The organism is Bradyrhizobium sp. FW305-F6 (genome assembly GCF_058782905.1).
This window is the reverse complement of record NZ_JBYSYD010000001.1, coordinates 379460-399805: the sequence shown is the minus strand read 5'-3', so window position 1 is coordinate 399805 and position 20346 is coordinate 379460. Positions and strand designations below refer to the sequence as shown.

Here is a 20346-nt window from a genome sequence, read left to right as displayed (position 1 = left end):
AGCGGGGGCGCCAGCCGTCGAGCTTCCCGTTGACTTGAGCCGCGCACGCGGCTTTCTACACCCCATGATCGAGAAAAATTACCAGCCCGCCGATATCGAAGCCCGCATGTCCGTGGTGTGGGAGGATAGCCTTGCCTTCAAAGCGGGCCGTCCCGACCGCCGTGACGCGGTGCCCTTCACCATCGTGATCCCGCCGCCGAACGTGACGGGCTCGCTGCACATGGGCCACGCCCTCAACAACACGCTCCAGGACGTCCTGTGCCGCTTCGAGCGCATGCGCGGCCGCGACGTGCTGTGGCAGCCCGGCACCGACCATGCCGGCATCGCCACCCAGATGGTGGTCGAGCGGCAGCTGATGGAACGGCAGCAGCCCGGCCGCCGCGAGATGGGCCGCGCGAAGTTTCTCGAGCGGGTCTGGCAGTGGAAGGCCGAGAGCGGCGACACCATCATCAACCAGCTCAAGCGGCTCGGCGCCTCCTGCGACTGGTCGCGCGAGCGCTTCACCATGGACGAGGGGCTGTCGAAAGCCGTCGTCAAGGTGTTCGTCGAGCTGCACCGCGAGGGGCTGATCTACAAGGACAAGCGGCTGGTGAACTGGGACACCAAGCTGCTCACCGCGATCTCCGATCTCGAAGTGCAGCAACTCGAGGTCAAGGGCCACCTCTGGTACCTGCGCTATCCGATCGAGGGCAAGACTTTCAGTCCCGATGACCCATCGAGCTTCATCGTCGTCGCCACCACGCGTCCCGAGACCATGCTCGGCGACACCGGCGTCGCCGTGCATCCCGATGATGAGCGCTATCAGAAGCTGGTCGGCAGGAACGTGATCTTGCCGCTGGTCGGCCGCAAGATCAAAATCGTCGCCGACGATTATTCCGATCCGGAGAAGGGCTCGGGCGCGGTCAAGATCACGCCGGCCCACGACTTCAACGATTTCGAGGTCGGCAATCGCCACGGCCTCGCCCGCATCAGCGTGATCGACCGGGAAGGCTGTCTCGATCTCGTCGACAACGAGGACTATCTGCGCGACCTGCCCGAAGGCGCTTCGCAATTTGCCGAGGAGTTCCACAAGGTCGATCGCTTCGCTGCGCGCAAGCGCATCGTCGAGCGGCTGGAAGCGTTCGGCTTCGTCGAGCGGATCGAGCCGCACACCCACATGGTGCCGCATGGCGACCGCTCGAACAGCGTGATCGAGCCCTACCTGACCGACCAATGGTATGTCGACGCCAAGACGCTGGCGAGACCTGCGATCGCCGCGGTGCGCTCAGGCGAAACCACCTTCGTCCCGAAGAACTGGGAAAAGACCTATTTCGAGTGGATGGAGAACATCCAGCCCTGGTGCATCTCGCGCCAGCTCTGGTGGGGCCATCAGATCCCTGCCTGGTACGGGCCCGACGGCAAGGTGTTCGTGGCCGAGACCGAGGAGGAGGCGATCAGCCACGCCCTCGGCTATTACGTCGAGCAGGAGGTCATCACCCCCGAGCAGGGGCGCGAGATGGCGCTTGACCGCAACAAGCGTGAAGGCTTCATCACCCGCGACGAGGACGTGCTCGACACCTGGTTCTCCTCGGCGCTGTGGCCGTTCTCGACGCTGGGATGGCCCGACGAGACGCCCGAGGTGCAGCGCTATTACCCGACCAACGCTCTGGTGACGGGCTTCGACATCATCTTCTTCTGGGTCGCCCGCATGATGATGATGGGACTGCACTTCATGAAGGAGGTGCCGTTCTCGACTGTCTACATCCACGCCCTCGTCCGTGACGAGAAGGGCGCCAAGATGTCGAAGTCGAAGGGCAACGTCATCGATCCCCTCAACCTGATCGACGAATACGGCGCGGACGCGCTGCGCTTCACGCTGGCGGCGATGGCAGCGCAGGGGCGCGACATCAAGCTCGCCACCAGCCGCGTCGAGGGCTACCGCAATTTCGCGACCAAGCTCTGGAACGCGTGCCGGTTCGCGGAGATGAACCACTGCGCCGTTCCTGATGGTTTCGAGCCGGCGAAGGCGAAGGAAACCCTGAACCGCTGGATCGCGCACGAGACCGCGCACACCACGCGCGAGGTGACCGAGGCGATCGAGGCCTATCGCTTCAATGACGCGGCCGGCAGCATCTACCGCTTCGTCTGGAACGTCTATTGCGACTGGTATGTCGAGCTCGCCAAGCCCGTGCTGCTGGGGCCGGACAGCCCCGCCAAGGACGAGACCCGCGCCATGGTCGCATGGGCGCGCGACGAGATCCTGAAGCTGCTGCATCCCTTCATGCCCTTCATTACCGAAGAGCTGTGGGAGGTGACGGCCAGGCGTGATGGGCTGCTGGCGCTGGCGCCGTGGCCCTTGAAGCCGGCCGAGCCCACGCCGGAGCAGATTGCGATGCTCGCCGCGACGGCAGGGCCGACAGATGCGCTGGTCTCGCCGGTCTGGGTGCTGCCGCTCTTCGATCATGCCGACTTCACCGATCCCGCGGCGGAGGCCGAGATCGGCTGGGTCATCGATTTGATCACGCAGATCCGTTCGGTGCGCGCCGAGATGAACATTCCTCCGGCAACGCTGACGGCGCTGGTGCTCGCTGGCGCTTCGGCCGAGACCAGGGAGCGCGCGCCGCGCTGGGCCGACGTCATCAAGCGCATGGCGCGGCTGTCGGAGATCTCCTTCGCCGACCGCGCGCCTGATGGCGCCGTTCAGCTGCTCGTGCGCGGCGAGGTGGCTGCCCTGCCGCTCAAGGGCGTGATCGACGTGGCTGCGGAGCGCACGCGTCTCGACAAGGAGATCGGCAAGGCCGATGCCGACATCAAACGCGCGGACTCCAAGCTGGCGAACGACAAATTCGTCGCCAACGCCGCCGAGGAGGTCGTCGAGGAGGAGCGCGAAAAGCGCGAGGCGGCGCTGGCCCGCAAGGCCAAGCTGCTCGAGGCGCTGGAGCGTCTGAAGCAGGCGTCGTGAGACTCCCGTCATTCCGGATGCTCCGAAGGACCAGACCCGGAATCTCGAACTTCCGGGTTCGATGCTGCGCATCTCCCCGGAATGACGATCATCTCGGAAACGGCTTGCTCAAAAACTTCGAGCCCTTGACGCCATAGCGCCAAGGCAGCTCGACCGCCTTGGTGATACCGATCCGGATGCCGGTTGCGACCTCCACATCCTCCGTCCGCGCATGCAGCGCGATCGGCGGGCGGTCCAGCGGCAGGGCGTTGTGCGCGATGGTGATGCCGAGCGCTTCGGTCAACTTGCCCGGGCCTGAGCACAGCGAATGGACGTCCTGCAGATGCCTGCGTCGGCGCATCGCAGCGAGGCCATGTGTCGGCTTCAGCGCGCGGATCAGCACGGCGCTGGCCGAGCCTTCCTCCTCACAAACGAAGTTCACGCACCAGTGAATGCCGTAGGAGCGATAGACATAGGCAAAGCCAGGCGGGCCGAACATGACCTGGTTCCGCGGCGTCGGCCCGCGATAGGAGTGCGCAGCCGGGTCGGTATGATGATAGGCCTCGACCTCGACGATGATCCCGCCGACGCCATCGACCAGCAGGGTGGCGCCGATCAGGTCGGGCGCGACCTCATGAACGCTGCGGCCGAAAAAGGCACGCTTCAGCGGCTTGCCGAGCCGTGTGGGTGAAGTCTTCGAGATTGGAGCCATTCGAGGTGAGAATCGCCTGATAACAGAGCAGGATATTGCCCATATCTGCCATGTTCCCTGAAGCGGGGCGAGCCGGGTTGCGATGCCATGCCAGACCGACTAGGTAGGACCTGAACAGACCGGACACCCCATGGTCGTTATTGTCGATACCATCGCGAACCCGCTGCGCCCGCGCCACCCCGAAAAGGTGAATCGGCCCGATTCCGCTTCGCCGCCGAAGCCGGACTGGATCCGCGTGCGCGCGCCCAACACCCGCGGCTATGCCGACACCCGCAACATCGTGCGCGCCAACGGGCTGCACACGGTGTGCGAGGAGGCGGGTTGCCCGAACATCGGCGAGTGCTGGGACAAGAAGCACGCGACCTTCATGATCATGGGTGACACCTGCACCCGGGCTTGCGCCTTCTGCAACGTCAAGACCGGCCTGCCCAATGCACTCGATGCGGCCGAGCCGCAGAACGTTGCCGAGGCGGTCGCCAAGCTGGGCCTCGCCCACGTGGTCATCACCTCCGTCGACCGCGACGACCTCGCCGACGGCGGCGGGCAACATTTCGCAGAGACGATTCGCGCGATCCGGGCCGCGTGCCCCTCGACCACCATCGAGATCCTGACGCCGGACTTCCTACGGAAGGAGGGCGCGCTCGACATCGTCGTTGCCGCGAAGCCCGACGTTTTCAACCACAATCTCGAGACCGTGCCGTCGCGCTATCTCACGGTGCGGCCCGGCGCGCGCTATTTCCACTCGATCCGGCTGCTGCAGCGGGTCAAGGAGCTCGATCCTGCCATCTTCACCAAGTCCGGCATCATGGTCGGCCTCGGCGAAGAGCGCCACGAGGTGCTCCAGGTGATGGACGATCTGCGCTCTGCCGAGGTCGATTTTCTCACCATCGGGCAATATCTGCAGCCGACCCGCAAACACCACGCCGTGATGCGCTACGTGCCGCCGGACGAGTTCAGTTCTTACGAGAAGGTCGCCTATACCAAGGGCTTCCTGATGGTGTCGGCGAGTCCGCTGACCCGTTCCTCACATCATGCCGGCGAGGACTTTGCGAGACTGAAGGCCGCGCGGGCCGCGAACGCCCGCTGAACCGCCATGCCCCGTTTTTCGAGCAAGCGCCGTGTCAATCACAGCGCATCCGAGATGTTCGATCTGGTCGCCGACGTTGAGCGCTACCCGGAATTCGTTCCGCTGTGCAGCGCGCTCAGGGTTCGCCAGCGCATGGCCAAACCCGATGGCACCGAGGTGCTGGTTGCCGACATGACGGTGTCTTTCAAGCTGGTCAGGGAATCCTTCACCAGTCGGGTGACCCTCGACCGCGCCAATCTGAAGATCCTGGTCGAGTATCTGCAGGGTCCCTTCAGCAATCTGGAAAACCGCTGGACATTCGAGCCCAAGGATAAGGACTTTTGTGACGTCGGTTTCTTCCTCTCCTACGAGTTCAGGAGCCGCATGCTGGCCATGCTGATGGGATCGATGTTCGACGCCGCCTTTGCGCGGTTCTCGACCGCGTTCGAGAAGCGCGCGGATGCCATTTACGGCCGCCCGAAGCTGGCATCGACGTAGGTTACTCTCGCGTCCCGGCGTCAATCGACCGCTTTCACCACGTCCGGTGGCTGCGAGGCGTAATACGACGCGGCCTGATCAATCTCCTGTGGCGTCATGGCGCGCGCGATGTTGCGCATCTGCTGGCTGATATCGTTGCGCCGTTCGCCCGAGGCGAAGGCCTGGAGCTGCGCCTTCATGTAGGCCTCGGACTGCCCCTCCAGCCAAGGGCTGCCGATCTTGTTGTCGAGGCTGCCATGGCAGGAGCCGCAGGGCGCGATGCCGCGCATCGGCGCGCCATAGATGACGATGCTGGGCTTCGGCAGCTGCGGCGTCGGATGGTAGGCCGGGAGCCGCGGCAGATAGGCGTAATAGTGAGAGAGATCGGCGATCTCCTGATCCGTCAGATTGACGGCGAACGGAGACATCACGGCATTCGTCCGCGCACCCGAGCGGAAGTCGAGCAATTGCTTGTAGATCACGGCGGCATATTGGCCGGCGAGATTGGGCGAATCCGCCCGGCTGACGCCGGTCGGGCCGTGGCAGATGGCACAGCGCTGCGCCAGCGTGGCACCGCGACCGATCCCCTCCTGGCTCGGGCGCGCTAGCGTGGACGAGGTCAGGACGACCTCCGACAGGCGCGTCCTTTGGTCGGGCACGGTCACCTTTGGCGCGCGCTGCGGCACGCCGGCGGCGCTGCAGATGGCATCCCAGACGTTTGCGAACTGAACCCAGGGCTGCGCGAAGGGCAGCACGAGGAAGCCGGCAATCGCCGTCACGATCAGGATCGCTGCGGTGATACCCACCGCGAGCGAGAAATGTCTGTTGCGGAACGTGAAGAGCTCGGACGTGCTCATCACTGCGCCCCCACATAGACGGCCGGCACCGACGTGCCTTCGCTCAGTGCCAGGGTCAGGATCGGATAGCCGTAATTGGTGAGCGTGAGCGCGATCATCAGCGCCACCCAAAGCCCGTGCGTGTTGAGCGCGACCGGCACGGTTGTGGGTTGATGCACGGCGAGCGCAAACTGGTAGGGACCTGCATCGGCCCGCGGCGCGCGCATGCCTCGCGCCAGGATGACGATGAACAGGATTCCGGAGGCCAGCAGGATGAATCCGCCGATCGCCGAGAACGTGACCGAGAGCGCTTGCGGTGCAATCGCGGGATCGCCGAAATCGAAATAGGCCATGCGTCGTGGCATCCCGAGAATGCCGACCCAGTGCCAGGGAAACGTGGTGACGATCATACCGACGAACCACAGCCAGAGCTGTGTGCGGATCAGACGCAAATCGATCAGCTCTCGGCCGGTCAGATGCGGCCACAAATCATAGGCGATCGCGAAATACATGATGACGATGGCGCCGCCGAAGATCAGGTGGAAATGGCCGGTGATCCACTGCGTGTTGTGAATGGACGCATCGAGCTGATAGCTCATGTTGATCAGGCCGCCGGCGCCGCCGAAGCCGAGCATGACGAAGGAGAACGCCAGCGCCAGCATCATCGGATTGTCCCAGGGCAGGGCCCTGATCCAGCCGAACAGGCCGCGTCCGCCGCGTAGGCGCGCGGCGATCTCGACCGAGGCGCAGATCGTGAACACGGTCAGCAGCGTCGGCAGCGCCACCAGCGCGGTGAAGGCCGAATGGATGAACTTGAATCCGGCGCCGACCTGTGGATCGGCAAAGGTGTGGTGCATGCCGATCGGCATCGCCACCACCAGAAACAGGATGAAGGAGATCCGCGCCATGCTGTCGGAATAGACCCGGCCGCCAATCGCGCGCGGCACGATGGTATAATAAGCGATGTAGGTCGGCATCAGCCAGAAATAGACGATGGCGTGCAGCGTCCAGGAGAACAACACACGGGCAAGGCCGGCATCAATCGTGCTCTTGAGCCCCGCCGCGACGGGAATGATCTGGAGCAATAGCTCGAGCGCAGCGCCGACGGCAGTCCAGGCCCACAAATAGGAGCCGGCGACATTGGCGAACATGGCCAGCGGCACCGGCGCGCCGGGATGCGCCTTGCGCCAGACCCGCAGATTGACGGACATCAGCGCGACCCAGATCCACGAACCGACGACCACCAGTACGACGCCGAGATAGTAAAAGACGTTGCCGATCAGCGGCGGGTAGAACGTGTACAGCACCGAAGCGCGGCCGAGCGCGATCGGGATCACCGCCATGACGCTGCCGGCGACGATCAGCCAGAAACCGGCCCAGGCCCAGCGCACGCCGACCAGGCGCTGCTGCAGGGCAGCCTCGCTGATGGCGTAGCCAAACCCCATCGCGACCAGGGTCGGGAAGACGTAGCCCATCACCGTGCCGTGCGCGGTCAGCGAACGGTAGTAGAGCTCGGGATTGGACAGCCAGGTGCCGATCGGGCTGCGGATGAACATCTGCCAGGCGCCGAGCGTGAGGGCGATGCCGAACACCGCGAAGGCCAGCCAGAAATGGGCGAGGATGAGCTTCCTATTGACCAACACAGCTCAGCCTCCCGCCACCCTTGGCTCGACCTGCGAATTCGGCCTTGTCGATCACCTTGACCTTGCCCCACATGCCCTCGTGGCCGAAGGAGCAAAACTCTTGGCACGGCATCAGATAGTCACCAGTCCTGGCAAACCGCATGGGCTGCTCGGAGATGTAGCCCGGCACCAGCATCGTGTTGACGTTGGTGCCTTGAATGAGGATGCCGTGGACGACGTCGGCGCTGGTGGCGCGGAGCGTGATCGGCGTGTCCGCGGGCACCAGGATGCAAGCCGGCGTGAAGGAATATTGCTGGCCGATCGCACGCACCGTGACGTTGCCGTTGGCCTCCAGCACGCTGCCGAGATTGCTCTCGACGAATTCGCCGGACAGATGCAGGCGCGCTGGATCGATCGTCTCGACGCGCGGCTGCGGCATGGTCGCACGATGGATGCCGGCGAATGCCGCGAGCAGCGCCATCATCACGATGATGATCACGGCAATGGTAGCCCAGCGCCGCTCGACGCGGGCAGCGACTTCGGCGCTGCCATGGGCCTGTTCGGTGCTCATTGCAGTGATCCGCGCGGCAGGAAGACGAACAGGTAGAAGGCGAACCACATCGCGACCACGCAAGCGGTGGCGATGCCGGCGAGCACGATCGCCCCGGATGGCCCCTGCGCGACGACTTCTTCGACCGCTTGGTCGGCGGCTGCCGGGGTGGTCGGCGGATCGGAATTGATCATGGCAGCCTCATTTCAGCGGGGCGGAGCGCAGCTCGTTGGCTTCGCGCGCCGAGACCGGTGCGCCGCGATTGCCCCAGGCAGTGCGGATGTACGAGACGACGGCGGCGACCTCGTTGTCGGAAAGAAGGCCCGCGAAGGGCGGCATGCCGTAGGGCATCGGATTGCCCTTGGTGCCCGGCGGATAGCCGCCATTGAGCACCATGCGGATCGGATTGACCGCGGACTGCATCTCGATCGACTGGTTGTTGGCGAGCGGCGGCCAGTGCGGCGGCTTGCCTTCGCCTTGGGTGCCATGGCAGCTCGCGCAGTGCTTGTCGTAGACTGTCTTGCCGAGGCTGACGAGCAGGCTGCTCTCTGTGGTCGACAGGGTCGTCCGCGCCGGCGGCGGAGGCGAGGGCTGTGAGATGCTCTTGAGGTACACGGCCATCGCCCTGGTGTCCTCGTCGCTGAGGTATTGCAGGCTGTTGTGCACGACCTCAGCCATCGGGCCATAAACGACGCCCCGCATGGAAACGCCGGTCTGGAGCAGGTCGGTGATGTCCTTGATGCTCCAGTCGCCGAGCCCGGCCTCGCGGTCGGATGTCAGCGAAGGCGCATACCAGTTCTGCATCGGGATCAGGCCGCCCTTGAAGGCCTCCGATTGCGAGGTGCCGCCGAGCGCGTTGATGGGCGAATGGCACATGCCGCAATGGCCGAGGCCTTCGACCAAATAGGCGCCACGATTCCATTCCTCCGATTTTTTGGGATCCGGCTTGAACTCGCCTTCGGTAAAGAACAACGTGCGCCAGCCGAGGATGAGCTGGCGGTTGTCATAGGGAAAGCGGAGCTCGTGCGGCTTGTTCTTCTGGTCCACAGCGGGGATCGAGCGCAAATACGCGTAGATGGCATCGCTGTCGGCGCGCGTGACCTTGGTGTAGGACGCGAACGGCATCGCCGGATAGATCAGCCCGCCGTCGGGGAAGCGGCCGCTGTGCATGGTCTTGTAGAAATCGTCCGCGCTCCATTTGCCGATGCCGGTGGTCGGGTCTGGCGTGATGTTAGACGTGTATAGCGTGCCGAACGGGGTCGGCATCGCGCGGCCGCCGGCGAACAGGCGGCCCTCCGGCGCGGTATGGCAGGCGGTGCAATCGCCGGCGCGGGCAAGATATTCGCCGCGCGCGATAACGTCATTGGGATTGTTCTGGGTCTTGTCCTGCGCATGCACGGCCGTCGTCAGCGCAAGTAGGGCAAGAAGTGCAAACGACAGTTTCGAGCCCATCATCCGCCTCGTCAGTTGGGCTGGCTGCCGCAGCCGAAGGGCAGCGCGTAGGTGCCCTTCGGGACGGGGGGCGGATTGGCCGGAGCCGCCTGTGTCGCGAGCCAGGCCGAAACAGCAGTGACGTCGGCCTCGGTTAGATGGCCGGCGACGACCTGCATGCAGTCGGGGGACTTCGCCGTGCGTGTCCCGTAGCGCCATGCGCCGAGTTGGGCGCTGACATAGGCGGCGCGCAGACCCAACAGGCCGGGAATGCCGGGCTGCATGCCTGTCAGTCCCGGACCGTGGCAACTGACGCAGGCCGGAATGTTGCGGCTGGCATCGCCACTGGTAGCGAGCGCCTCTCCCAGCGCCAACACGTCCTTGCTGACGTCGCTCGGAGCCGGCGGCGGCAGCGGTGGATGCTCGCCCGCGAAATATTCCGCCATCGCCGCCAGATAGGGATCAGGCAGAAACTCCAACAGGTAATTCATCGGCGGATACTTACGCCGGCCGCTGCGGAAGGCGAGGAGCTGGTTGTAGAGATAGCCGGCCGGTTTTCCGGCAAGGCGCGGGAAATAGACGTCGCTGGTGCCTTCGCCCCTGTTGCCGTGGCAGGGCGTGCAGGCTTCGACCCGCGCCGCCATCGTGTCCGGCGGTTGGTTGGTCGTTTGCGCGGCCGCATCCTCAATGCCGGCCAGAGCGATGATCACGGCGACAAAGGCCGCAGCGCGAGCGAACAATTTCGTCGCCCTCCACAATGTTGGTCCGGCTGATTTCAGAGCACAACGTACGGGGGCATTATTACGCCAATATGGTTTCGCGCAAGATCGGTCACGCATGATGACGTTTGGTCGCGCCCTCGTATCTGCGATCCCGATCGAATTCGCCAAAACTCGCGTGTTTCTTGCAAACTGCACATAACTCTGCAGTTTCGCGCAGTTCTGCCCGAGCTTTGCTTATGTCACCTTCCTTCTCAGAAAGCGCACGAAAGAGCAGGTGCTGGCCGGGCACCCGCGAGCCACTGCGCGGGACGCCTCGCAGATCTCGGGCGTCAGGACGACGCGGCTTGGCGCACGCTAACAGCGCCCGGGAATGCAACAGTAGGCTTGTAGCCGGATGAGCGCCGTGACATCCGGGCTCATACGAGAGGTGGTCCCGGTCGCTTCGCTCATCCGGCTATCGTCTGGGCTATCCGACCTTGTTCCCCATCGACACCCACCGGGATCATTTCGCATCGCGGCGCGTTCTCAACCTGGTTGGAGCCGCCATGACCGTCAATTTCGACACGCTGCAAGCATCTCTCGTTCTATATGGCTTGAACGCGATCTACGCGGTCCTGCTGCTCGCTGTCGGCTGGTACCTTTCCGGCGCCATGCAGCGCTTGGTCACGCGCCTGCTGAACGTCACGCACCGGGTCGATCCGCTGGTGACGCTTTTCTTGGGCAGTCTGGCAAGCTATGGCGTGCTTGCGGTGGTCGGCATCGCCGTGCTGCAGCTCTTCGGCATCCAGACCGCAAGCCTCGTTGCCGTATTGGGCGCGACATCGCTCGCCATTGGCCTTGCGTTGCAGGGCACGCTGTCTAACCTCGCCGCCGGCGTGATGCTGCTCTTATTCCGGCCCTTCAAGATCGGCGATGATGTCGAGGTCGCCGGCAAGGCGGGCAAAGTGAGGTCGCTCTCGCTGTTCATGACCGAGCTGGTCGCGTCCGACAACACGCAGATCCTGTTGCCCAACGGGCAGGTGTGGGGTGCAGCCATCATCAACCACAGTGCCTATCCCGGAACGGGCGAGATCAAGGTGACGTTTCCGGTGCCGGCGAGCGCCGCTTCGGCCCTGGCCGATCGCATTCTGACGGAGCTGCGCAATGATTCCCGCATGGATGATCAGGCTGCGCCTGCAGTCAACATCTCCAGAGTCGTCGACGTCGCCAACCCGGCGTCGCCGATCCTGGAGCTGACGGTGAGCGCGAAGGCAAAGCCGTCGGAGGCGAACGCGGTCAGGCAGTGCGTGCTTGATCACGCCAGCGCGCTGCTCGCAGCGGCGTAGACGTTTCGAAGGCGCGGTCGTTCACCCCCGCGGCGAGCGCGGCGGCCTCCGCTTCACGACGTGCCGGCGCGGCGAGCGGGTCACGCGGGGGCGCAGGCGGCTTGCGGCGGCACGTTGCGGTTTGGCCGCGACTTGGGGGCCGCGGGCGAGGTCCATCAGCATGCGCAGCGCCTCGACCACGGAGCGGGCGCGCACCGCGCTGCGGCCGATTGCGCCAAAGCGGTGCTCGCGATGGATGATGCGGCCGTCGCGCGCGGCGGCGGCGAAGTGCACGAGACCCACCGGCTTGCCGGGCGTGGCGCCGCCGGGGCCGGCAATGCCTGTGATGGCAACGGCGAGATCGACATCGGCGCGCTCCAGCGCCCCAATCGCCATCGCGGTCGCTGTCTCCTTGCTGACCGCGCCGAAATTGGCGAGCGTGCTCGCCTCGACGCCGAGCATGGCGCGCTTGGCCTCGTTGGAATAGGTGACGAAGCCGCGGTCGATCACGTCGGAGGAGCCGGGAATGTCGGTCAGCGCGCCGGCGACGAGCCCGCCGGTGCAGGATTCGGCGGTCGCGATCGTCAGCTTGCGCATCCGGCACAGGTCGAGCAGCGAGCGGGAGAGGGCGCGTGCGTCGCTGCCGCCCATGGCTTAGACGCTCCAGGGGAGGCGGATGGTGGCGCTCGCGGTGGCTGCGATGCCTTCCTCGCGGCCGGTGAAGCCGAGCCGCTCGCTGGTCGTCGCCTTCACCGCGACGCGCGAGATGTCGACGCCGGAGATCTCGGCGATGCGCGCACGCATGGTGTCGCGCAACGGACCGATCTTGGGTCGCTCGCATATCATGGTCACCTCGAGATTGGCGACGCGACCGCCGCGCGCCGTGACGCGCTCGATGGCATATTTCAGGAACTGATCGGAAGAGGCGCCCTTCCACTTCGCATCGCTCGGCGGAAAGTGCGAGCCGATGTCGCCGTCGGCGAGTGCGCCGAGGATGGCGTCGACCAACGCGTGCAGGCCGACGTCGCCGTCGGAATGGGCCAGGAAACCCCTGGTGTGCGGCACGCGCACGCCGCAGATCATGACATGATCGCCTTCACCGAAGGCGTGCACGTCGTAGCCGGTTCCGGTCCTGATGTCGCCGAGCTGGGCCGCCAGGCGCGCTTCCTCGCGCACGAAATCCTCGGGAGTGGTGAGCTTCATGTTCGCAACATCGCCTTCAAAAGTCGCGACCGTCAATCCCGCCCATTCGGCAATCGCGGCATCGTCGGTGAAATCCGAGCGCCCGTCCTTCGCCGCGCGACGATGCGCCTCCAGGATGACGTCGAAACGAAAGGATTGCGGCGTCTGCGCGATTCGCAAGGACGCGCGGTCCGGCGTGCCCTCGACATTGCCGCCCTCGCCGGTGACCTTGATGGTGTCGGTGACGGGGACGACGGGAATCGCGGCCCCGGTGCGTCCAGCGGCCTTGATCGCACGCGAGATCACGCCGGCCGACACGAAGGGGCGCGCGGCATCGTGGATCAGGACGATGTCGGGCGCGTGTCTGGCGAGTGCCTCGAGGCCGGCGAGCACTGACGCCTGTCGGGTGGCGCCGCCCTTCGCGGGCGGTTCGTGCTTGAGCCCTGCGACCGCGGCGGCAAAGATTGCGCTGTCGTCGGGGTTCACCACCGGCTGCACGGCCGATACCTCCGGGTGGCGGCTGAACGCCTCCATGGCGCGATAGATCACGGGCACACCGCCGATCTCGCGATATTGCTTCGGCCCGCCAGCGCCTGCACGCAGCCCACGACCGGCTGCGACGAGGACGACCGCGGTACGCTGTGATTTCGCCATGGGACTCGAATATTCGCTTGGGGATGCAGACCCGGGACGGGTGATTTGACGGGCAAGCCTCTAGCACGGCAGGCCCGCAAAAAAAGGGGGTTTCCCCGGATTGTGGGAAACGGCATTTTGCTGCACTGCACTTGAAAGCTTTGCAGAATTGTCTAAACTGTAGGCATGACGCTTGACTGCACAAGAATTGTGCGCAAGATAGATCATGGCAGGCGCGATGAGGCCCTGCCCAGTCAACGAGACTCCTGTGACCGGCTCGGCAGTATCTGGCTCTAAGCCGTTGAAAATCGGCGATATTGACGTCGCCACCCCGGTCTTCCTGGCGCCGATGTCGGGTGTGACTGACTCGCCCGTTCGCCGGCTGGCGGCCGAGCTTGGGGCCGGCCTTGTCGTGTCCGAAATGACTGCAAGCGATGAGCTCGCCAATGGCCACCGAATGTCCCGGTTGCGCTGCGAAGCCACGGGCATCGGAGCTCATGTGGTCCAGCTCGCCGGCTGCGAGACGCACTGGATGGCGGAGGGCGCCCGGATCGCCGAGGCCGAAGGCGCCGATATCATCGACATCAACATGGGGTGTCCCGCCCGCCACGTGACCGGCGGCCAGTCCGGCTCGGCGTTGATGCGCGACCTCGACCATGCCGTCAGCCTGATCGAAGCGACGATTGCGGCGGTGAACGTGCCGGTGACGCTGAAGATGCGGCTCGGCTGGGACGACCGCACGCGCAACGCGCCGGAGCTGGCGCGGCGCGCGGCGGCATCGGGCGTCAAGCTCGTCACCGTCCATGGCCGCACCCGCTGCCAGTTCTACAAGGGCGAGGCCGATTGGGATGCGATCCGCGCGGTGCGCGATGCCATCTCCATTCCGCTCGTCGTCAACGGCGACATCACCTCCTACGACAAGGCGGTCGCTGCACTCGCGGCCTCGGGCGCCGACGCCGTGATGATCGGCCGTGGCGCGCAGGGCCAGCCCTGGCTGCCCGGCCAGATCGGCCGCCGGCTCAAGGGCGGGACCGAGGAAGCCGTGCCCTCCCTTGAAACCCAGCTGCATTATGTCCGCACCCTCTATGACGGCATTTGCGCACTCTATGGTCTGCGCATCGGACTGAGGCATGCCCGCAAGCACCTGGGCTGGGCGCTCGACGTCGCAGCGCAGGCGAGCCGTGCGCCGGCCGAGAAGCTGAAATCCTGGCGCCAGAAGATCCTGGTCTCGGAGGATCCGCGCCTCGTTCACAGGTCACTGCAAGACGCTTTCGACGACTTCGCATGGAGCGCTGCTGCATGAGCTCAGCCGCTGACCATCGTCGGCCGCTTCCGTCCGACAGCGACGCAATCCTGGACGCCTTGCCCAACCCCGTCCTGATGATCGGGCCGGACGGCAAGATCGTCGCCGCCAATATCGCGACCGAAGCCTTCTTCGAGATCTCGACGCAGTTCCTGAAGCGGCATTCGCTCAAGGAGCTGGTGCCGTTCGGCAGCCCCTTGCTGGCGCTGATCGACCAGGTGCGCTCGTCGAATGCGCCGGTCAACGAATACAAGGTCGATCTGGGCACGCCGCGCATGGGCGGCGACCGCCAGGTCGATCTCCATGTTGCTCCGCTCACCGAGCGGCCCGGCCACATCGTGGTGATGCTGCAGGAACGCACCATTGCCGACAAGATGGACCGTCAGCTCACCCACCGCAGCGCCGCGCGGTCGGTGATCGCGCTGGCGGCGATGCTGGCGCACGAGATCAAGAACCCGCTCTCCGGCATTCGCGGCGCGGCGCAGCTCCTCGAGCAGCAGGCCTCGTCCGAGGACCGCATGCTGACGCGCCTGATCTGCGACGAGGCGGATCGCATCGTGACGCTGGTCGACCGCATGGAGGTGTTCGGTGACGAGCGTCCCGTGGTGCGCGGCCCCGTCAACATCCATTCCGTGCTCGACCATGTGAAGCGGCTGGCGCAATCCGGTTTTGCCCGCAACATCCGTTTCATCGAGGATTACGATCCCTCGCTGCCGCCGGTGCTGGCGAACCAGGATCAGCTCATCCAGGTGTTCCTCAATCTGGTGAAGAACGCCGCTGAAGCGCTGATCGACGTGCCCGACGGCGAGATCCAGCTCACCACGGCGTTCCGTCCCGGCGTGCGCCTGTCAGTCCCCGGTCAAAAATCCCGGGTATCTCTCCCGCTGGAATTCTGCGTGAAGGACAACGGACCCGGCGTGCCCGACGATCTCTTGCCCAATCTGTTCGACCCGTTCGTGACCACCAAGCAGACCGGCTCGGGTCTCGGCCTTGCGCTGGTCGCCAAGATCGTCGGCGATCACGGGGGCATCATCGAATGCGAATCTCAGCCGCGCAAGACCACCTTCCGCGTGCTGATGCCGATGTATTCCACATCGGTCAAACATGCCGATCAAAGCAGCCGCGACGGCTCTGCCGGGAAATCGTCGCCTGCGTCACAGGGGGCAAAATGAGGATCAACAATGCCCGCAGGTAGCATTCTCGTCGCCGATGACGATACCGCCATCCGCACCGTTCTCAACCAGGCACTGTCGCGCGCCGGCTACGAAGTGCGGCTGACCGGCAATGCCGCGACGCTGTGGCGCTGGGTCAGCCAGGGCGAGGGCGATCTCGTCATCACCGACGTGGTGATGCCGGACGAAAACGCCTTCGACCTGTTGCCGCGGATCAAGAAGATGCGGCCGAATCTGCCCGTCATCGTCATGAGTGCGCAGAACACCTTCATGACAGCGATCCGCGCCTCCGAGCGCGGCGCCTACGAATACCTGCCAAAGCCCTTTGACCTGAAGGAGCTGATCGCCATCGTCGGCCGCGCGCTCGCCGAGCCGAAGGAGCGGACCTCGTCGCCGGACGAGGACGCCGAGATGGAGGCGATCCCGCTGGTCGGCCGCTCGCCGGCGATGCAGGAAATCTACCGCGTGCTGGCGCGCCTGATGCAGACCGACCTCACCGTGATGATCACGGGCGAGTCCGGCACCGGCAAGGAGCTGGTGGCGCGGGCGCTGCACGATTACGGCAAGCGCCGCAACGGACCGTTCGTCGCGGTCAACATGGCCGCGATCCCGCGCGACCTCATCGAGTCCGAATTGTTCGGCCATGAGCGCGGCGCCTTCACCGGCGCCAACACCCGCGCCTCCGGCCGCTTCGAGCAGGCCGAGGGCGGCACGCTGTTCCTCGACGAGATCGGCGACATGCCGATGGAGGCGCAGACCCGCCTGCTGCGCGTGCTGCAGCAGGGCGAGTACACCACCGTCGGCGGCCGCACGCCGATCAAGACCGACGTGCGCATCGTCGCGGCCTCCAACAAGGATTTGCGCGTCCTGATCCAGCAGGGCCTGTTCCGCGAAGACCTGTTCTTCCGCCTCAACGTCGTTCCGTTGCGGCTGCCGCCCTTGCGCGAGCGCATCGAGGATCTGCCGGATCTCGTCCGGCACTTCTTCACGCTGGCCGAGAAGGACGGCCTGCCGCCGAAGAAGCTCGACTCGCTGGCGCTGGAACGGCTGAAGCAGCATCGCTGGCCCGGCAACGTACGCGAGCTGGAAAACCTGGCCCGGCGCCTCGCAGCGCTCTATCCGCAGGACGTGATCACGGCCTCGGTCATCGACGGCGAGCTCGCGCCGCCCTCGGTCAGCCCGGGCGCCGCGGTCCAGCAGGGCGTCGATAATCTCGGCGGCGCGGTGGAGGCGTATCTGTCCTCGCACTTCCAGGGCTTTCCCAATGGCGTGCCGCCGCCCGGCCTGTATCACCGCATCCTCAAGGAGATCGAGGTGCCGCTGCTCACGGCCGCGCTCGCCGCCACCCGCGGCAACCAGATCCGCGCCGCGGACCTGCTCGGTCTCAACCGCAACACGCTGCGGAAGAAAATCCGGGATCTCGACATCCAAGTGTATCGGAGCGGGGGGTAGACTTTCCCGCGCGATGCTGAACGCGGTTGCGCGGACGCGACAAACGCGGAAGCGCGGTTGCGCGGAGGTGGCTCAGCTCCCCCTACCAAGGCAGAGCTGAGCCTGTCCGGATCGCGCTGGCCGTTGTGGCTGACGCGGTGAGCAGAAGTCCTGATCGGACTGGAATGTTCCGCACGCACATTCAAATTGGTCGCTTCGCCGCGGCACGCGGCATCACATCTACCTGACCGGCCGGCCGAATGCCGGCATCATGCCGGCGACACTGATCGGGTCCTGCTGAAGTCCGCGGCCGTTGACCAGGAGGTCGGCGGCCACGATCAGCAGCAGAACCGCCGACACCATCGTTGCGAGGAAGATCCTGTCCATGCCGGATCAAGCCGGAATGGCGGGAATCCGTTCCGGCCAGCGATCATGTTGCTGTGGATGGCGCCGGTCCGCCTGTGCGGTCGCGCCGCGGAATTGTCGCAATTCGGCAACAATGTGGTACGAATACATCAGTATCCGCGCGCCCGCGGATCCGTTTTCAGCACCACCATTGCCGGAATGACCAGCGCAGACACCTCGGCCGCACACTTTGACACGGCCCCAGCGGAAGAGTCCCGGCGTTGGTCGGTGCGCCGCTGGCTGGCACCCGTTGCCGTGGCGCTGGCGCTGCTCTCGGCGTTCCTGACCTTTCTGGTCCTGACCGGCCTCTCCACGATCGAGCCGACGCCGGAGGTGGTCCGCTCGTTCTACCTGATCAACGCGGCGACGATCCTGCTCCTGGTGGGAATCATCGTCCGGGAGCTCTGGCAGCTGATTCTGGCGCGGCGGCGGGGCCGGGCGGCGGCTCGCCTCCATGTCCAGATCGTCAGCCTGTTCTCGATCGTGGCGGTGCTGCCGGCGGTGCTGGTCTCTGTCGTGGCCAACGTCACCATCGAGCGCGGCCTCGACCGGCTGTTCTCCGGCCCGACCAAGGAGGTCATCCAGAATTCGCTGAACATCGCGCGCGCCTACATGCAGGACCACGCGCAGCTGATCCGCGGCGACATCCTCGGCATGGCCAACGACATCGCCCATGCGAGGCCACTCTACGATCAGGACCGCCGCTCGTTCCGCGAGATGCTGACGGCCAGCGCCAGTTCCCGCAATCTGCCCGGCGCGATGATCATCGACAAGAACACCAACATCCTGGAATCCGCCGACACGGGCATGCGGCTGGCCTATTCGCCGCCGGCGCCGGATTTTCTCAGCAACGTCAACGAGAACGAGCCCGAGATCGCGGTGCTCCCGGACACGAGCTATGTCGCCGCGGTGATCCGCCTGCGCGCCTTCAGTGACACCTTCCTCTACGTCGCCCGGCCCCTTGATCCGAACGTCGTCGACCAGCTCAAGCAGACCGAGGTCAGCGTTGCCGAGTATGGCCAGATCGAGTCACGGCGGCTGGGCATCCAGGTCGCCTTCGCCCTGATGTTCGCGGTGATCGCGCTGACCATCCTGATGGCCTCCGTGCTGATCGGCCTCAACTTCGCCAACTCCCTGGTGTCGCCGATCCGGCGGCTGATGAATGCGGCGCAGACGGTCTCGACCGGCGATCTCCACGTCCAGGTGCCGGTACACCAATCGGAAGGCGATCTCGCCCAGCTGGGTGAAACTTTCAACAAGATGACGCAGGAATTGCGCAGTCAGCGCGACGAGCTCGTCAACGCCAGCGACCTCATCGACAGCCGCCGCCGCTTCATCGAGGCCGTGCTGTCCTCGGCGAGCGCCGGCATCATCGGCGTCGATGCCTCCGGCAGCGTCGGCATTCTCAATCGCTCCGCCGAGAAGCTGATCGGGCACGCCGAATCCGAGACGCTGGGTCACCCACTCTCCGAGGTACTGCCCGAGCTCGACGAGATGATGAAGACGGCGCGGGAAGGAACCCAGCGCCTGGTGCAGGGCCAGATCACGATCACCCGAGACGGCTCCGAACGCAATTTGTCGGTCCGCGTCAGCGCCGAGAAGAACCAGCCTCACGACAGCTACATCATCACCCTCGACGACATCACCGAGCTGGTCTCGGCGCAGCGCACCTCGGCCTGGGGCGACGTGGCGCGCCGCATCGCCCACGAGATCAAGAACCCGCTGACGCCGATCCAGCTCTCGGCCGAGCGCATCCGCCGCAAGTTCGGCAAGGACATCACCGAAGCCAAGGACAAGCAGATCTTTGACCAGTGCACCGACACGATCGTGCGCCAGGTCGACGATATCAGGCGCATGGTCGACGAGTTCTCGCGCTTTGCCCGGATGCCGAAGCCCGTGATGGAGGGCGAAGACGTCGCCGACACGGTGCGCCAAGCGGTGTTCCTGATGAAGGTCGCCCATCCCGAGATCGATATCGAGGCCGAGTTCAAGCAGGATCCGCTGCGCGCCCAGTTCGACCGCCGGCTGATCTCGCAGGCGGTCACCAACATCGTCAAGAATGCGACCGAGGCGATCGAGCAGGTCCCGCCCGAGGAACTCGGCAAAGACGGTGGCAAGGGCCGTATCGACGTCGTGGTGTCGCGCGAAGGCGACGACGTGCTGATCGACGTCATCGACAACGGCATCGGACTGCCCAAGGTGGCGCGCTCGCGCTTGCTCGAGCCTTACGTCACCACGCGGGCCAAAGGCACCGGGCTGGGGTTGGCCATCGTTGGCCGCGTGCTGGAAGACCATGGCGGGCGGATCGAACTGAAGGACGCCTCCGACTTTCGTGAAGGCCAGCGCGGCGCCTGGATGCGCTTGCGCTTTGCCGTCTCGGGGCAACCTGCAAAGTCGGCCGAGCAAGTGCCGGCGGACAAGAAGGCGATCGAGACGACATCCAGGCCCGACGGCACGCAAACGGATCCCGTCAAGAACCAGGACACAAAAGAAGCGTCCGGCGGAACCAAAGAGCCGGCTGAAAAGACCAATGATTCACCCAAAATCGAAGCCTCAACAGGCAGCTGACAAGACAGGCGC

18 protein-coding genes are annotated in these 20346 nt (G+C 65.2%); 8 read left to right on the top strand and 10 right to left on the bottom strand.

Annotated elements, in window-relative coordinates; translation table 11 throughout:
* Nucleotides 1-64 precede the first annotated feature (64 nt).
* On the top strand, nt 65-2941 hold the full coding sequence (locus tag AC3WLX_RS01930; protein WP_492334477.1) for a valine--tRNA ligase: 2877 nt from the start codon (nt 65-67) through the stop codon (nt 2939-2941).
* Between the two features lie 88 nt (nt 2942-3029).
* On the opposite strand, the gene AC3WLX_RS01925 is transcribed toward AC3WLX_RS01930, so the two are convergent.
* On the bottom strand, nt 3030-3632 hold the full coding sequence (locus AC3WLX_RS01925; protein ID WP_492334476.1) for a DNA-3-methyladenine glycosylase: 603 nt from the start codon (nt 3630-3632) through the stop codon (nt 3030-3032).
* A gap of 130 nt (nt 3633-3762) precedes the next feature.
* Between AC3WLX_RS01925 and lipA the strand changes: the two genes are divergently transcribed.
* Entirely contained in the window at nt 3763-4719 is a 957-nt protein-coding gene (gene lipA, locus AC3WLX_RS01920; RefSeq protein ID WP_492334475.1) for a lipoyl synthase, read from the top strand.
* A 6-nt stretch (nt 4720-4725) separates the two neighbouring features.
* On the top strand, nt 4726-5196 hold the full coding sequence (locus AC3WLX_RS01915) for a type II toxin-antitoxin system RatA family toxin (protein ID WP_492334474.1): 471 nt from the start codon (nt 4726-4728) through the stop codon (nt 5194-5196).
* Between the two features lie 20 nt (nt 5197-5216).
* Here the strand turns inward: AC3WLX_RS01915 and AC3WLX_RS01910 are convergent, their stop codons facing one another.
* The 6 genes from AC3WLX_RS01910 to AC3WLX_RS01885 are packed head-to-tail and all read right to left on the bottom strand — an operon-like array spanning nt 5217 to nt 10354.
* Entirely contained in the window at nt 5217-6032 is an 816-nt protein-coding gene (locus AC3WLX_RS01910) for a c-type cytochrome (protein WP_492334473.1), read from the bottom strand.
* Nucleotides 6032-7654, bottom strand: a complete 1623-nt coding sequence (locus AC3WLX_RS01905) for a b(o/a)3-type cytochrome-c oxidase subunit 1 (protein WP_291618802.1) — start codon at nt 7652-7654, stop codon at nt 6032-6034. Before AC3WLX_RS01905 ends, AC3WLX_RS01910 begins: the two co-directional genes overlap by 1 nt.
* On the bottom strand, nt 7641-8204 hold the full coding sequence (locus AC3WLX_RS01900) for a cupredoxin domain-containing protein (protein ID WP_291618800.1): 564 nt from the start codon (nt 8202-8204) through the stop codon (nt 7641-7643). The genes AC3WLX_RS01905 and AC3WLX_RS01900 overlap by 14 nt, the downstream gene beginning before the upstream one ends.
* Nucleotides 8201-8377 (bottom strand): hypothetical protein, encoded by a 177-nt coding sequence (locus tag AC3WLX_RS01895; RefSeq protein WP_291618798.1) that lies wholly within the window; start codon nt 8375-8377, stop codon nt 8201-8203. The genes AC3WLX_RS01900 and AC3WLX_RS01895 overlap by 4 nt, the downstream gene beginning before the upstream one ends.
* Before the next feature lie 7 nt (nt 8378-8384).
* Nucleotides 8385-9638 (bottom strand): cytochrome c, encoded by a 1254-nt coding sequence (locus AC3WLX_RS01890; RefSeq protein WP_492334472.1) that lies wholly within the window; start codon nt 9636-9638, stop codon nt 8385-8387.
* Between the two features lie 8 nt (nt 9639-9646).
* Nucleotides 9647-10354 (bottom strand): c-type cytochrome, encoded by a 708-nt coding sequence (locus AC3WLX_RS01885; protein ID WP_492334471.1) that lies wholly within the window; start codon nt 10352-10354, stop codon nt 9647-9649.
* Between the two features lie 527 nt (nt 10355-10881).
* Here AC3WLX_RS01885 and AC3WLX_RS01880 point away from each other — a divergent pair.
* Complete coding sequence (locus AC3WLX_RS01880; protein ID WP_291618793.1) at nt 10882-11661, top strand: mechanosensitive ion channel family protein; 780 nt, start codon at nt 10882-10884, stop codon at nt 11659-11661.
* Nucleotides 11662-11682: 21 nt separating this feature from the next.
* On the opposite strand, the gene AC3WLX_RS01875 is transcribed toward AC3WLX_RS01880, so the two are convergent.
* Both AC3WLX_RS01875 and AC3WLX_RS01870 read right to left on the bottom strand, forming a co-directional pair.
* Nucleotides 11683-12291 (bottom strand): CinA family protein, encoded by a 609-nt coding sequence (locus AC3WLX_RS01875; protein WP_157284384.1) that lies wholly within the window; start codon nt 12289-12291, stop codon nt 11683-11685.
* A 3-nt stretch (nt 12292-12294) separates the two neighbouring features.
* Nucleotides 12295-13476 carry a bifunctional 2-C-methyl-D-erythritol 4-phosphate cytidylyltransferase/2-C-methyl-D-erythritol 2,4-cyclodiphosphate synthase gene (locus AC3WLX_RS01870; RefSeq protein ID WP_291618781.1) on the bottom strand — a complete coding sequence of 394 codons (1182 nt, stop codon included), beginning with the start codon at nt 13474-13476 and terminating at the stop codon, nt 12295-12297.
* 280 nt (nt 13477-13756) lie between these two features.
* Between AC3WLX_RS01870 and dusB the strand changes: the two genes are divergently transcribed.
* From dusB to ntrC, 3 genes are read left to right on the top strand one after another with little or no spacing between them, the layout of a single operon-like run.
* Nucleotides 13757-14758 (top strand): tRNA dihydrouridine synthase DusB, encoded by a 1002-nt coding sequence (dusB, locus tag AC3WLX_RS01865; RefSeq protein WP_492335897.1) that lies wholly within the window; start codon nt 13757-13759, stop codon nt 14756-14758.
* Nucleotides 14755-15930 carry a two-component system sensor histidine kinase NtrB gene (locus AC3WLX_RS01860; protein ID WP_291618779.1) on the top strand — a complete coding sequence of 392 codons (1176 nt, stop codon included), beginning with the start codon at nt 14755-14757 and terminating at the stop codon, nt 15928-15930. The genes dusB and AC3WLX_RS01860 overlap by 4 nt, the downstream gene beginning before the upstream one ends.
* 9 nt (nt 15931-15939) lie before the next feature.
* The gene (gene ntrC / locus AC3WLX_RS01855) at nt 15940-17382 is read left to right on the top strand and encodes a nitrogen regulation protein NR(I) (protein ID WP_131868637.1); all 1443 of its coding nucleotides are present in this window, start codon (nt 15940-15942) and stop codon (nt 17380-17382) included.
* Nucleotides 17383-17601: 219 nt separating this feature from the next.
* Here the strand turns inward: ntrC and AC3WLX_RS01850 are convergent, their stop codons facing one another.
* Nucleotides 17602-17748, bottom strand: a complete 147-nt coding sequence (locus tag AC3WLX_RS01850; protein WP_291618771.1) for a hypothetical protein — start codon at nt 17746-17748, stop codon at nt 17602-17604.
* A 177-nt stretch (nt 17749-17925) separates the two neighbouring features.
* On the opposite strand from AC3WLX_RS01850, the gene AC3WLX_RS01845 reads away from it, so the two are divergent.
* Complete coding sequence (locus tag AC3WLX_RS01845; RefSeq protein ID WP_492334470.1) at nt 17926-20334, top strand: sensor histidine kinase NtrY-like; 2409 nt, start codon at nt 17926-17928, stop codon at nt 20332-20334.
* The last annotated feature ends 12 nt before the right edge of the window (nt 20335-20346 follow it).

Coding starts and splice junctions, on each gene's coding strand:
- AC3WLX_RS01910 (WP_492334473.1), bottom strand. CDS start 6,032: ATGAGCACGTCCGAGCTCTTCACGTTCCGCAACAGACATTTCTCGCTC.
- AC3WLX_RS01900 (WP_291618800.1), bottom strand. CDS start 8,204: ATGAGCACCGAACAGGCCCATGGCAGCGCCGAAGTCGCTGCCCGCGTC.
- AC3WLX_RS01850 (WP_291618771.1), bottom strand. CDS start 17,748: ATGGACAGGATCTTCCTCGCAACGATGGTGTCGGCGGTTCTGCTGCTG.
- AC3WLX_RS01890 (WP_492334472.1), bottom strand. CDS start 9,638: ATGATGGGCTCGAAACTGTCGTTTGCACTTCTTGCCCTACTTGCGCTG.
- AC3WLX_RS01930 (WP_492334477.1), top strand. CDS start 65: ATGATCGAGAAAAATTACCAGCCCGCCGATATCGAAGCCCGCATGTCC.
- AC3WLX_RS01875 (WP_157284384.1), bottom strand. CDS start 12,291: ATGGGCGGCAGCGACGCACGCGCCCTCTCCCGCTCGCTGCTCGACCTG.
- AC3WLX_RS01895 (WP_291618798.1), bottom strand. CDS start 8,377: ATGATCAATTCCGATCCGCCGACCACCCCGGCAGCCGCCGACCAAGCG.
- AC3WLX_RS01870 (WP_291618781.1), bottom strand. CDS start 13,476: ATGGCGAAATCACAGCGTACCGCGGTCGTCCTCGTCGCAGCCGGTCGT.
- AC3WLX_RS01860 (WP_291618779.1), top strand. CDS start 14,755: ATGAGCTCAGCCGCTGACCATCGTCGGCCGCTTCCGTCCGACAGCGAC.
- AC3WLX_RS01845 (WP_492334470.1), top strand. CDS start 17,926: ATGACCAGCGCAGACACCTCGGCCGCACACTTTGACACGGCCCCAGCG.
- AC3WLX_RS01915 (WP_492334474.1), top strand. CDS start 4,726: ATGCCCCGTTTTTCGAGCAAGCGCCGTGTCAATCACAGCGCATCCGAG.
- AC3WLX_RS01925 (WP_492334476.1), bottom strand. CDS start 3,632: ATGGCTCCAATCTCGAAGACTTCACCCACACGGCTCGGCAAGCCGCTG.
- lipA (WP_492334475.1), top strand. CDS start 3,763: ATGGTCGTTATTGTCGATACCATCGCGAACCCGCTGCGCCCGCGCCAC.
- AC3WLX_RS01880 (WP_291618793.1), top strand. CDS start 10,882: ATGACCGTCAATTTCGACACGCTGCAAGCATCTCTCGTTCTATATGGC.
- ntrC (WP_131868637.1), top strand. CDS start 15,940: ATGCCCGCAGGTAGCATTCTCGTCGCCGATGACGATACCGCCATCCGC.